This is a genomic window from Clostridium sp. Marseille-Q2269 (assembly GCF_943736985.1).
Classification (GTDB): Bacteria; Bacillota; Clostridia; order Clostridiales; family Clostridiaceae; genus Clostridium_F.
Genome location: NZ_CALSFS010000002.1, coordinates 362333 through 376320, shown reverse-complemented (window position 1 = coordinate 376320; position 13988 = coordinate 362333). Strand labels below are relative to the sequence as shown.

Sequence of the window (13988 nt, the reverse complement as noted above, 5' to 3'; positions counted from 1 at the left end):
AGTAAGGAGAACATAACATGGAATGTTTAGATATATATTTGAAAGAGTTTAAAGAAATAACTTTAAACCTTATAGACAATTTAAACAAAGAAAATTATGATGACATAGACAGATTAATGAATGATAGACAACGCTTAATAGAAAGCATAAATAAACTTCAATATAAAAAAGAAGAATTTGAGAATCTAGTAAAAGAATTAGATATCATAAAATGCAATGAAGACTTTGGAATTTTAATGAAAACAAAAAAAGAAGAGTATAAAAAAGAAATAAAAAAATACGCACTTAAAAGAAATGCAAGCAGAATATATAATAAAGATATATATGGTGGTTGTGCTATATTTAGTAAGAAAATATAAGGTATATTAGGATATTTATTAATGGCTCATTAAATTTACTATTTTATATTTAAAATCATATAAGTTTTAATAATAAAAAGAGATCATATATAAAGGGTAGTATGGTACCTATAGATTGGACACTAAAAAAGTGTGTAGTTTATAGGTTCTTTTTTATTTTATTATAAAAATATTTTATTATAAAATAAAAATAAATAAAAATCATTAAGATAAGCATAAAGATAAACGATAATATTGTATAAAAAAGTAATAAAAGCACAAAAAAAGCAAGGATGCTTACTAAATTCAAGGAGGAATTAAAATGATAATCAATCACAACATGAATGCAATGAATGCTCACAGAAATATGATGAGCAACGTAAGAAGCGCAGGAAAATCCATGGAAAAATTAAGTTCAGGACTTCGAATAAACAGAGCTGGGGATGATGCGGCAGGACTTGCTATATCAGAAAAAATGAGAGCACAAGTTAGGGGGCTTGATCAAGCATCAAGAAATGCACAAGATGGTATTTCAATGATACAGACAGCAGAAGGTGCATTAAACGAAACTCATTCAATACTTCAAAGGATGAGAGAACTTGCAACTCAAGGGGCAAATGATACAAATACAAAAGAGGATAGGCAACAAATACAAAAAGAAATTAATCAATTGACTTCAGAAATAAACAGAATAGGAAATACAACTGAATTCAACACACAAAAGGTGCTAGATGGATCTTTAGGATCAGGATCATCAACTAAACAAGAAAAAGAAGATGTGCTAAAAGCATTAAAAAGTTGGTGGATTCAAGGAGGGTCTAAACTTGTAGAAGATAGTTATGGAATAAAAGTTCCCAATGGCACTAAAATAAAAGTAGTATTAGATGAAGGATTAGGAAATACAGCAGCTCTTGTAAATGCATCTTATGTAAAAGATCCTACAAGTCCAACTGGACTAACAGGAAAGGGAGCTTTGTTAGAGTTACATATAAACATGGATGCTATGAAACCTTTAAATCTAAATACAAACAAAGATGGTGGAAAGGGTCCAGTTTATAATGACAGAATTATAGCTCATGAGCTTACTCATGCTATAATGTCTCAGACTATGAACTTTGGAGAACTGGAAACTTGGTTTAAAGAAGGTACAGCAGAATTTGTGCATGGTGCAGATGAAAGATTGGATCAAAGTATAAAATCACTAGGAAGTGTAGCTGCTGTAGTAGCTAAAATAGGAAATGGTATAAATTGGCCTCAAAATGCTGGAAGTGACGAATACTCTGCAGCTTACTTAGCGGTTAGGTATTTAGATAAACAACTTGATGCTGCAGGAGGAATTAAAGCTATATTTGATTATTTAAAGGATCTTAATAATCAAGACAAAACATTAAGTGATGCACTACAAGATGTTACTAAAGCAACAGTAACTAAATTTAATGATGTAGCAGATTTTATAGCTAAATTTAAAGCAGCAGTAAAAGATATAGCTACTATGAAAACAGAAGCAGATGTGGACTTAACCAATGTGGATACAGGATCAGTTCTTGGAAAAGATAGTGGTGGAGCAAATGAAATAAGTGCACAAGATATCATTAAAGAAGTGAGTAATGTAGGAAATCTTCCAGTAGGCATAGAAAATTTAGCAGGTTTTGAAATAGAATGGGATGATCCATCAAGATTAAAAGGAATAAATCTACAAATAGGTGCGAATAAAGGACAAGCATTTAGTATGTTAATTGGAGATATGAGGGCAGAATCTTTAGGAATATCTCAAAAAGGAGCAGGCATTGTAGGGGGAGCCTTTACTACTAAAGCAGAAGTTACAAATGGAAATGATAATAATCAGATTGAAAGCGCATTAGATTTATCAAATCATGAAAATGGAACCAATGCAATAGATATAATAAACAATGCTATAAATAAGGTATCCTCAGAAAGAGCAAAGCTTGGTGCTTACCAAAATAGATTAGAACATACAATAAACAATTTAGGAACATCAAGTGAAAACTTACAAGCATCTGAAAGTAGAATAAGAGATGTTGATATGGCACAAGAAATGATGACATTCTCTAAAAATAATATTCTTCAACAAGCTGCACAAGCAATGCTTGCACAAGCTAATCAACAACCACAAGGAATACTTCAATTATTGAGATAAATAAATTTATAGATTTTAAAATTTATTTAATTAATCTTTTTAACTTGAATTAAAAAGAGAAGTTGCTTTGTTTTAAATATTTGTAGAGTTTGGGTAGTTTAGTATATGGAATTTAGCATATAAATTTTAATACATTTATGTAAAATTTTTTAATTTTAATGTAAAGTATTATAGTGATATATCGATATATATAATGTATTTAATTTAAAGTAATTTATCATATTATAATTATATTAAAAATATAATATTTTAGATATTAAAAAGCATATGAGAAATTTAAGGTTATATATAAAGGGTATTTAATATGAATTAATTTATGAACACAATGTTTTAGGTATTTTAAAAATATATAAGAAATTTCAGTTTAAATATAAAGTATTGTTTTTATATTCCGATATAAAAAATATGATTAGTATAAACTAATTTATAAATATTATATTTTAATCATATCTAAGAGTTATGTTTTAATATAGTATTATAATATGAACAAAGAAATTGCAATTAAGCTATATGCTTAAAATAAAAAAATGAGCAAGGATGCTCATTTCAATTTAAAACTCAAGGAGGAATTTAAAATGATAATCAATCATAACATGAATGCAATGAACGCTCATAGAAATATGATGGGTAATGTAAGAAGCGCAGGAAAATCAATGGAAAAATTAAGCTCAGGTTTAAGAATAAACAGAGCTGGAGATGATGCAGCAGGACTAGCTATCTCAGAAAAAATGAGAGCACAAGTTAGAGGTCTTGATCAAGCATCAAGAAATGCTCAAGATGGTATATCAATGATACAAACTGCAGAAGGTGCATTAAACGAAACTCACTCAATTCTTCAAAGAATGAGAGAACTTGCAACTCAAGCATCAAATGATACAAACACAACAGAAGATAGAGATCAAATACAAAAAGAAATAAATCAATTAACTTCTGAAATAAACAGAGTAGGAAACACTACTGAATTTAATACTCAAAAAATGTTAAATGGTGGAGTTAAAAAAGCAACAGCAGCTGATGTAGTTGCAGCAAAAGCAGGAGAATATAAAGTAGCAATTGCAGATGCTACAAAAGACTTTACATTAGATGGTGAAACTATAAAAGGAGCTGGGGATTTAGCAGATTTAGTTACAAAATTAGGTAATAATGCTACTTTAAAAGCTAAATATGATATTGTTGCGGATGGTACTAAAGGTATAACTGTAAAACAAAAAGCAGGACACGAAGATTCTATTCAACCAACATCTTCAGGTACGGTAACTGTAACAACAGCTGGAGTAAAAGAGATAAAAATAGGAGATGACATGCCAAGCACAGAATTCTCAGCTACATTACAAATTGGTGCAAACAAAGGTCAAGCTTTCACAATGACAATTGAAGATATGAGATCAGAAGCTTTAAAAATATCTTTAGGAACAGGAAAAACAGGAGCAGCAGGTGTTGTTTTCACTGCAAAAGAAGGAGTTACAAATGGAACAGACTCTAATGAATCAGAAAGTGCTCTTGATGTGTCAAATCATGATAATGCTACAAATGCTATAGAAGTTTTAAATAATGCTATAAACACAGTATCAACTGAAAGATCTAAACTTGGTGCTTACCAAAATAGATTAGAACATACAATAAATAATTTAGGAACATCAAGCGAGAACTTACAAGCAGCTGAATCAAGAGTAAGAGACGTTGACATGGCAAATGAAATGATGACATTCTCTAAAAATAACATTCTTCAACAAGCTGCACAAGCAATGCTTGCACAAGCTAATCAACAACCACAAGGTGTTTTACAATTATTAAGATAATTAATTTATTTAAAAAAGTCGAAGAAATATTCTTCGGCTTTTTTTATTTCCTATTTTAAAATAAAGTATTAAAGAAATATATCGATAAAGTATTAAATGTTTTTATACAAAAGAAAAAATGGAGGTATTATAAATGGAGGGACATAAATTTCATAAAGTATTGCTACCCCAATATATGAAAGATTTTAAATGTATAGGGAAAGAATGTAGTGAAAGTTGTTGTGTTAAATGGAGTATATCTATAGATAAAGATACTTACAAAAAATATAAGGAGACTAAAAATCAAAAGTTAAAAGATTTGTTTTCAACTAATATAACCAGATGGAGAAGCAAAGGCGATTATGCTAATTATGCAAAGATAATATTAAGAGAAAATGGAGAATGTCCTTTTTTAGATGAAAATAAACTTTGCAATATACATAAACATTTAGGAGAAGATGGACTAAGTGTAACCTGCACTATATATCCAAGAAATTATAATAATATAGATGATTGTTTGGAGATATCAGCTACTATGTCCTGTCCAGAGGCAGCTAGACGTGCACTATTAAATAAAGAGCCTATGGAATTTGATGTTATAGAAGAAGAAAAACAAATAAAGGGTGGATTAAGAAAGACAATAGATACAAGTAAAGTGGATTTTAAAAACAAAGTAAATAGATATTTATGGGACTTTAGAATTTTTACCATATCTCTTTTGCAAAACAGAGATTATAGATTGTGGGAAAGGGTAACTATATTAGGTTTATTTTACAATAAAGTTAGTAAATCAAAGCTTATTGATTCAATTAATATAATAGCAAACTACAATTCAAATATCCAGAAAGGATTGTATAAAGAGGAATTATTAAAAATACCATGTAATATGGAAGTTCAATCTTTAATAACTACTGCTTTAACTAATAAAAGAGTTTCTATGGGCATAAATAATGAAAAATATATAAATATGCTACAAGAATCCATGGAAGGCATGGAGTTTAATAATGAAGGAGAAAAGAAAGACAAATTAAAATCCTATGAAAAAGCATATGATTATTATAATAAAAATTTTGAAGAAAAATATGAATATATACTAGAAAATTATTTGGTGAATGATGTTTTTAAAGATGTATTTCCTTTAAAGAGAAAAGATTTATTTGAGAATTATGAAATACTAGTAGTTAAATATGCAATAATTAGGATGCATCTTATAGGATTGGCTTCATTTTACAAAGAGGAATTTAATGAGGAAAAAGTAGTAAGCACTATACAAAGTTTTAGTAGAGTAGTTGAACATAGTGATTCATTTATAGAAAATGTTTATGAAATATTAAAGGATAATAATATGAATACTATGGCTTACATGGCAATGCTTATAAAGTAATAATAAATCTATAGCTCCTAATGGAATAATTATAAAACAAAAATAAATTTATAATCATCAAAAGAAGTGAGTTCATACTTCACCTTTTACATATTGAATATAAATTTTAGAGGGAATCATACGATAATAAAATGTATAAACTATGATTTTACACAAGGAGGTGGAAGCGTGATAGTTAACGATGAAAATGTGTTGAATTTATTTAGCAAAGTAAGAGAAAATAAAACAAAAAGTGCTAAGTTAATGAAAGGTATAAGCTCAGGGAAGAGGGTAAACAATGGAGCAGATGTTGCTATCCAAGAAAGCTTTAAAGCACAAGTTAGGAGTATTTCTAGAGCACAAAGAAATACTGAGGAAGGTATATCCATGCTTCAAACTGTAGATGGAGCCCTTTCTAATATATCAAATCAACTTATGAGAATGGAAAAGATCTCTATACAAGCAGCGAATGATACTTTAGAAGATAAAGATAGAAAACTTTTAGATAAAGAATTCCAAAGTATAAAGACATCTATAAGCGAAATAATGGAGAACACTTCTTTTAATGATATAAAATTATTAAGTGGAGCTGAAAAGATAAATATACAAACAGGAGATAACCCATATACTACATATACCATTGATTTAAAATCTGTAGATTTATCATATATAGGTTTAGATAATAGTTCTGTAACAAATTTATCTAATGCAGTAGATTCCATAGATAATATAAAAAATGCTGTTTCTAAAATAGCAGACTATAGAAATCAATTAGGTGGAGATTATAATAATTTGTATCATTCCTATAATCATTGTAATAATTCTGAGTATAGTACCACTGCTGCTTTATCAAAGATAGAGGATACTGATATGGCTATGTCAGCTATAGATTTAATTAAGGGACAGATTTTAGAAAAATGTAGTTATTCTATATTAGTAAGCTCAAGAACAGAGCAACAATCTTTAGCTTCTGTTGTAAATAAATTATTATTTAGCTAGATCTTAAATAAATTACTATATAAATATAAACAGATTATAATATAAAAGCTTTTGTTATTTGGTAAAAAAGGTTTACTATAAACAAGAGCTTTTGTTTTAATAAATATAGAAGCAATGTTGAACAAAGGAAAATTTGGAAAAGGGAGAGTAATAAATGGATAGAAGTGGAATGTTTAAAAGTAATGAAGAGATATTAGAAGCCTTTAAAATAGTATTACCTTACATAAATAAAATTGTTCATGAAGATATAGTTTTAGCTATTACAGATTTAGACAAATATATTGGGTTTAGCAAATCTAAAGAGCTTCAATTGGAACTATCAGAGGGTAAAAGTATAACTGGCATAAAACCTATAGAAGAATGTATTAGATATAAAAAGGATATATGTGAAGATGTCCCTAAAGATGTATATGGAAGAGCTATAAAAAGCACACTGACTCCTATTTATGGTATAAACAATGAGGTTATAGGTACTTTTAGCTCTGGAATAGATGTAGAAAATAATCATAAATTAATAGAGGGTGTTCAAAGGTTAGCAGATAATATTAAGCTTGTAACCGAGAATACTGCTCAGGTGTCAGAATCAGCAGAAAGCTTAGCAAAATCCGGACAAAATGCTATTGCTATGGTAGAAGAATTAAATAATAAGAAAAATGATACTTCTGAAATTTTAGAGTTTATAAAGGGTATAGCTACTCAAACTAATTTGTTAGGACTTAATGCAGCTATAGAGGCTGCAAGGGCAGGAGAATCTGGTCGTGGCTTCGCGGTAGTTGCAGGACAAGTTAGAAAATTATCAGACCAATCTCAAGAGGCTGTAAAAAATATAGAAAAAATATTAGCTGAAATGAACAATAGTGTAAATGAGATCAATAACACCATAGGAAGCGTAGGAGCCATTAGCCAAGAACAAGCAGCTTCTACGGAAGAGATTTTATCTAGAATAGAAACTCTTAATGAAACTATTAAAAATCTACAAAAATTTGTAGAAAACCACAAATAAAAGATATAATAAAATAGTAGACTGTACTCTGTAAAATAACACAGTTTCTTTCTGTGAATATCATGCAGGGTACAGTTTATTATTTTTATAATACTTTAAGTAATAAAATTAAAAGATTAATTTTATTGTCTTTTGATAATAATATACATAATTTAAAAATTAGAGAATTGAAACTTGGTAAATTAAATGATTCTAATATGTAATAAAGAATTTCAAACGAAAAATAAAAATTAAGATAAAAATTTAAGGGAATGTTGCACTAAAGAATTTAATCATAATATATTGATTTACAAGTTTAAAGCAATATATTGTAGGATTTATTGTTAGTGAGACACCCCAATTATATATTCACCTAATATTTAACAAAAAATATAATTTATATATAAAAGTTTCCAGTATAGTAACGATATTTATAATATTAATTAAATTTGTATTTTACTTACAGTATATGGGAGAGTGGAGACTGATTGAAAACTAGGGAGAGTTTATTTGAAGAAATGAGTGAATTAAGGCAAGATTTATATGAAATAAGTATTACATTAGAAGAGAAGGATAGGGATGAAGAGAAAATATTAGATTTAAGTAGAGAAATGGATGAATTAATAGTACAGTATATGAAAAACGAATATAAATAAACATATAAACATTTAAACAGAGAGGCTGTCGTATTAAAGAATTTAAGTACAATATATTGTTTTACAGTTTAAAGTTAACACAATATATTGTAGGATTTATTCTTAGTGCGACAGCTCCTATTTTAATATCTAAGAAAATATTGGAATATGTTAAAAAGCATTAAATTAACTTGTAATACAATGATAAATATATATGTATAAATGCATAGAAATAGTTGTCGAAAATAATTATATTAACAAAAAAATGTCTATAAGTTTATTTAAATAATAAAAGAACTCAGCATAATATTAAATTTTGTATAAAGAATAATAGCAAATAATCGATAAAATAATTATTAGAAACAGAAAGTAATGTAGGAAAATACTTTATCTTTAATATAATATTATATTTTATGTTCATATATGGTATTATTATTAATAGATTTGTTTTGAAAGGAGCTATTATATGAAAGGTAAAAAAAGCAAATTAATATTGGTAGTAGTCACAATAATTGTGCTTATAGGGGCAATAGGAACATTATATGCTTATAATCAACTTAGCAAGGTTAAAAAAATATCAATATCTAAGAATACTAAAGAACTAAAAATAGATAAAAGTGCAGATAAATATGGAGAAGATGTTATAAATATGGCTTTTTTTGGATTGGATAGAAGAAAAAAAGATGAACCTTCAAGATCTGATGCCATTATGATAGTTTCTTTAGATAAAAAGCATAACAAGGTAAAGATATCATCTATAATGAGGGATTCCTATGTAAATATAGATGAACATGGAAAAACTAAATTAAATCATGCTTATGCCTATGGAGGACCAGAGCTAGCCATAAAAACTATAAATAAAAATTATAAATTAAATATTAGAGATTTTGTAGCGGTAGATTTTTATGGATTAGAAAAAATAATAGATACCGTTGGAGGAATACAAATACCTGTAAGAGCGGATGAAATAAAGTATATAAATGATTATATGCAAGAAACTTCTAAGATTGAAGGAAAAACCGTACAAGTAGTAGAAAACTCAGGACTTCAAAATTTAAGCGGTATGCAAGCAGTTGCATATGCAAGAATAAGATACACTAATGGTGGAGATTATGAGAGAACAGAAAGACAAAGGACTGTTTTAACAGCTATTATGAATAAAGTTAAGAAGTTGGGACCTACACAATTACCTAAAGTAATTACTGCTTTATTACCTAATGTAGAAACTAGTCTTTCTTCTACAGAAATCATGAAAAAAGGTACTTCAGCTTTTTCTTTGGGAGGAGATAATATAGAACAACAAAGATTTCCTTTAGATGATTATTGCGAAGGAAAGCTTATAGATGGTGTTTATTATCTATTATACAATGAAAATAAGACTATAGAACAAATGCATAAATATATATTTGAAGATATAAAACCTAATTAATTATTTATTTTATTTACCAATGGAGGAGATTCTTAAAATGAATGAAGAAGTAAACTTAGATTTACAAGGGATTTTTAATGTGCTGAAAAATAAAAAGAAAATGATTTTAATAACAATATTAGTATTTGGCATAGTATCTGCAGCGTTAAGTTTTTTTGTTATTCCACCTACCTATGAAGTAAAAGCTAGTGTGGTTATAGGTAAAGCCGCAGAAGAGAAAAATGATAATAAAAATAACTATAATGATGTAATGATGTACCAAAAATTAGTTAAAACATATGCTCAGATCGCTAATTCCAGAACTGTATCAGAAAATGTAGTAGCTAAAACAGGAAAATTAAAACCAGAGGAGCTACAAAAAAAATTAAGTATAACACCTCAAGCTGATACACAAATTATAGACTTAAAAATAGAAGATAAGGATGCTCAATTTGCATATAATGTACTTACAACAGTATGTAACGAATTTATATCTCAGAGCAAGAAGATATATCCAAACAATACTATAGAATTATTAGATAAGCCAGTAATACCAGATAAGCCAATAAAACCCAAAAAATTGCTTAATATAGCTATAGCCTTATTTTTAGGTCTTTTAATATCTGTAGGAATAGCTTTTATACAAGAATACATGGATAAAACAATAAAGACAGAAAATGATATAGACAAATACTTAGAACTTCCAGTAATAGCTGTAATACCTAAAATAAAATAAGGAGAGAATTTATATGATAGATATTCATAGTCATATAATACCTAACATAGATGATGGTTCTAAAGATTTAGAGTATTGTTTGCATATGTTAAAAATAGCAGAAAAAGGTGGAACAAAAAAGATAGTTGCTACACCTCATTATTATATAGGAAGATATGAAGAAGAATATTCTAAGGTAAAAGAACAGGTGGAGTATTTAAATAATGTTGCTAAAAACAATAATATTCATATAGAAATATTATGGGGTCAAGAAGTTCTTATACATAAAAAAACTATAGAATTATATGAAAAAGGATATATAGGGACTATAAATAATACAAGCTATATGTTAGTGGAGTTCCCTATGACTGTTTGGAAAGATTATTATATGGATGTACTGTATGAATTAAAGGTAAGAGGAATAAAACCTATAATAGCACATCCAGAAAGATATAAATTCATATATGAAGATATTTTAAATATAAATAAATTTATAGAAGAAGGTTATTTATTCCAGATAAATACAGGAAGTATAGAAGGTATATTTGGAAAACAGGTTCAGAAAATATCAAAGAAACTTATAGAAAATAGAATATGTAACTTTATAGGTTCAGATGCTCATAGTATAAATAGGAGAAACCCTAATATGTGGGAAGCTGCAAGGATTTTACAAACTATAGATGAAGATCTTTATAATGAAATAATTGATAACTCAAAGAGTATTCTTAAAAATGAAGAGGTTAGTACAAGCTATAGGATAATAGAAAAGAAAAAAGGAATTTTTAGCTTTCTAAAAATATAATTTAACATTGGAGTGATTACAAGTTGAATAAAAATCTAGATTTAATAACTATAAAGGAACCTAAATCACCAATATCAGAGGCATATAGAACTTTAAGAACTAATATTCAATTTTCATCCTTTGATAAAGAAATAAAAGTGATTTTTGTTACTAGTTCTACGCCAGGAGAGGGAAAATCCACAACTTCAGCAAATTTAGCTATAACTATGGCACAAAACGGAGCTAAAACTATTTTAGTAGATTGTGATCTTAGAAAGCCTAATGTACATAGATTATTTAATATATCAAACACAAGAGGATTATCTAATCTTTTAATAGAGGAAAATGGTATAGATAAAATTGTACAACAAAGTGGAATAGAAGATTTACATATATTAACCTCAGGGTTAAAACCACCAAATCCTTCAGAATTGCTATCATCTACAAAGATGAAAAAATTTATAGAAATGAGCAAGAACTACTATGATTACATAATATTGGATACCCCTCCTGTTGGAGTTGTAACAGATGCACAATTAGTATCTCAATATTCAGATGGAGGAGTTTTAGTAACAGCATCTGGACAAGTAGAAATAGAATCAGCCATAAAAGCAAAGCAACTTCTAGAAAAAGTAAATGCGAAAATATTAGGGGTAGTATTAAATAAGGTGGATACAGATTCTGGAAACGGATATAGATATTATAATTATTATTACGAAGAAGATGGAAATAAGAATAAAAGAAGTAAAAAATAAGGTAAAAATAGTAAAAGTGGCAATATGATCACTTAAAAAAACAGAAATAATATAAAGATTATATTAAGCAAAACTTTTATTTAAAATTAAATATAACAAAAAATCATATATTATTAGTTTTTTTATTAAATACCATAATATATGATTTTATATTAAAAAGCATATAAAAATCAGGATATATTTAATGAGTTTTATAATAGTATTAAAAAATGATAATGAACTCTTAATAAAGTAAAAAATACTATATACTATTAAAAAATGAGGCATTTATAGAAAACTATAGGCATTAATTCATATTTTTACATTAATCAATTTATATGAATTGGAACTATGCAATATTTTTATTGTAATATAATTGTGAACAAATATTTAATAAAATATTTACTAAAGTAATATCTATAATAAATTCAAAAGGAGGAAACTTATGCAGGAATTACAAAGAGATATGATTACTAAAAGTATACAACAAAAAGAAATTGAAAGAATAGAAAATAAACTTTTTTATAATTTTTTAAAAAGAATTTTTGATTTGATAAGTTCCTTATGTGCATTAATAGTTTTTTTTCCCTTGTTTTTAATTTTTTCAATAGTAATTAAGATAGATTCTAAAGGACCTATATTTTTTGCTCACACAAGATTAGGTTTAAAAGGTAAAAAGATAAAGGTATATAAATTTAGAACAATGAAATCAAATGCAGAGGATTTATTGAAAAGTTTGACTGTGGATCAAAAAAAAGAATTTGAAGAAAATTTCAAGTTGGAATTTGATCCTAGAATAACTAATATAGGAAATTTTTTAAGGACAACTAGTCTAGATGAGTTACCTCAATTATTAAATATATTTATAGGAAATATGAGCGTGGTGGGACCAAGGCCTATAGTGGAAAAGGAAATAGAAAAGTATGGTGTCCATGGAGTCAAGCTTTTAATGATTAAACCAGGACTTACAGGATTATGGCAGGCTAATGGTAGAAGCGACACTACATATGAAGAAAGAGTACAAATGGATATGAAGTATATAGATAATAGAAGCTTTTTGTTAGATATTAAAATTATATTTCAAACAATAATATCTGTTCTTAATAAAAAAGGGGCACGATAATACCAAAGTTTATATAATCATAATTTTTATAATGGAGATAAGATAAGATGAATGTTAGTATAATTTGTCCTATATATAATGGAGAAAAGTATATAGAAAGCTTAAATGAAAGTTTAGAAAAACAAAAGAATGTATGCATAAAAGACATAACCTATATTCTTACAGAAAGTAAAGATAATTCAGAGATCATTCTGAAAAATTTCAGTTTAAATTATTCAAAAATAAGTAAAAAGGATTTTTCACATAGCTTAACTAGAGAAAAATTTGCAATGAAGGCAAAGGGACAAATAATAGTATTTATAACTCAAGATATAATTATACAAGATGATGTTTGGCTATACGAATTGACTAAAGATATATCTAATGGAATTTGTCATGCTAGCTTTAGTAGGCAAGTGTCAAACTCCAAAGGAATAGAGCATTACATAAGACCTAAAAATTATCCTAATAAGTCTAGAATAGTATCCAATAAGGATATTGATAGATATGGGCTAATGACATTCTTTTTTTCAGATGCTTCTGCTGCTATAAGGAAAGATATTTTTGTGAAATTAAATGGATACGATAATAAAAATTTAATAATAAGTGAGGATATGTATATAGCCTATAAATTGATTAAAAATGGTTATAAGATAAAGTATTGTTCTAATTCTGTGGTTATTCATTCTCATGAATTTACTTTGAAGCAGCTGTTTAATAGATATTTTGATACGGGAGTATTTTTTGCAAACAATAATTATTTAAATAAATATGGAGAAAATAAAAGCGGATTTTCTTTACTTAAAGATGTTGCTAAAAATTCATTAGCTTCCAGGGAATATAGAATATTTTTCAATATATTACCTAATTTTGCGTCAAGATTTATTGGAATGAAGTTAGGGAAAAATTACAAAAAAATATCTAAGAATTTAATTAAAAAGTTTTCACTTAATAAGTTGTATTGGGATAATAAAATGATGGATTCGGAGGAATAA

General features: G+C 27.2%; 13 protein-coding genes and 1 pseudogene. All 14 read left to right on the top strand.

What is annotated here, in order from left to right:
* Nucleotides 1–17: 17 nt before the first annotated feature.
* The 14 genes and pseudogenes from fliT to NGI68_RS05675 all read left to right on the top strand — a co-directional run bounded on the left by fliT (nt 18) and on the right by NGI68_RS05675 (nt 13988).
* Nucleotides 18–359: a flagellar protein FliT gene (gene fliT, locus NGI68_RS05740; RefSeq protein WP_251860523.1), complete on the top strand. Its 342-nt coding sequence runs from the start codon at nt 18–20 to the stop codon at nt 357–359.
* A gap of 301 nt (nt 360–660) precedes the next feature.
* Nucleotides 661–1017 (top strand): annotated as a pseudogene (locus NGI68_RS17235) (flagellin N-terminal helical domain-containing protein); the annotation flags it as partial.
* Complete coding sequence (locus tag NGI68_RS05730) at nt 1009–2496, top strand: flagellinolysin (RefSeq protein ID WP_251860596.1); 1488 nt, start codon at nt 1009–1011, stop codon at nt 2494–2496. The pseudogene NGI68_RS17235 and the gene NGI68_RS05730, both read left to right, overlap by 9 nt.
* Before the next feature lie 575 nt (nt 2497–3071).
* Nucleotides 3072–4295, top strand: coding sequence for a flagellin N-terminal helical domain-containing protein (locus NGI68_RS05725; protein ID WP_251860522.1), 1224 nt, complete (start codon nt 3072–3074; stop codon nt 4293–4295).
* 175 nt (nt 4296–4470) lie between these two features.
* Nucleotides 4471–5658: a flagellin lysine-N-methylase gene (gene fliB / locus NGI68_RS05720; RefSeq protein WP_251860521.1), complete on the top strand. Its 1188-nt coding sequence runs from the start codon at nt 4471–4473 to the stop codon at nt 5656–5658.
* A gap of 168 nt (nt 5659–5826) precedes the next feature.
* Nucleotides 5827–6636: a flagellin N-terminal helical domain-containing protein gene (locus tag NGI68_RS05715; protein ID WP_251860520.1), complete on the top strand. Its 810-nt coding sequence runs from the start codon at nt 5827–5829 to the stop codon at nt 6634–6636.
* A 154-nt stretch (nt 6637–6790) separates the two neighbouring features.
* Nucleotides 6791–7639: a methyl-accepting chemotaxis protein gene (locus NGI68_RS05710; protein WP_286010085.1), complete on the top strand. Its 849-nt coding sequence runs from the start codon at nt 6791–6793 to the stop codon at nt 7637–7639.
* A 467-nt stretch (nt 7640–8106) separates the two neighbouring features.
* Complete coding sequence (locus NGI68_RS05705; protein ID WP_251860519.1) at nt 8107–8274, top strand: aspartyl-phosphate phosphatase Spo0E family protein; 168 nt, start codon at nt 8107–8109, stop codon at nt 8272–8274.
* A 445-nt stretch (nt 8275–8719) separates the two neighbouring features.
* Complete coding sequence (locus NGI68_RS05700; protein WP_251860518.1) at nt 8720–9682, top strand: LCP family protein; 963 nt, start codon at nt 8720–8722, stop codon at nt 9680–9682.
* A gap of 37 nt (nt 9683–9719) precedes the next feature.
* Nucleotides 9720–10397 (top strand): YveK family protein, encoded by a 678-nt coding sequence (locus NGI68_RS05695; RefSeq protein WP_251860517.1) that lies wholly within the window; start codon nt 9720–9722, stop codon nt 10395–10397.
* A gap of 13 nt (nt 10398–10410) precedes the next feature.
* The gene (locus NGI68_RS05690; RefSeq protein WP_251860516.1) at nt 10411–11178 is read left to right on the top strand and encodes a tyrosine-protein phosphatase; all 768 of its coding nucleotides are present in this window, start codon (nt 10411–10413) and stop codon (nt 11176–11178) included.
* A gap of 23 nt (nt 11179–11201) precedes the next feature.
* Nucleotides 11202–11912: a CpsD/CapB family tyrosine-protein kinase gene (locus NGI68_RS05685; protein ID WP_251860515.1), complete on the top strand. Its 711-nt coding sequence runs from the start codon at nt 11202–11204 to the stop codon at nt 11910–11912.
* Nucleotides 11913–12336: 424 nt separating this feature from the next.
* Nucleotides 12337–13014 (top strand): sugar transferase, encoded by a 678-nt coding sequence (locus NGI68_RS05680; RefSeq protein WP_251860514.1) that lies wholly within the window; start codon nt 12337–12339, stop codon nt 13012–13014.
* Nucleotides 13015–13061: 47 nt separating this feature from the next.
* Entirely contained in the window at nt 13062–13988 is a 927-nt protein-coding gene (locus tag NGI68_RS05675; RefSeq protein WP_251860513.1) for a glycosyltransferase family 2 protein, read from the top strand.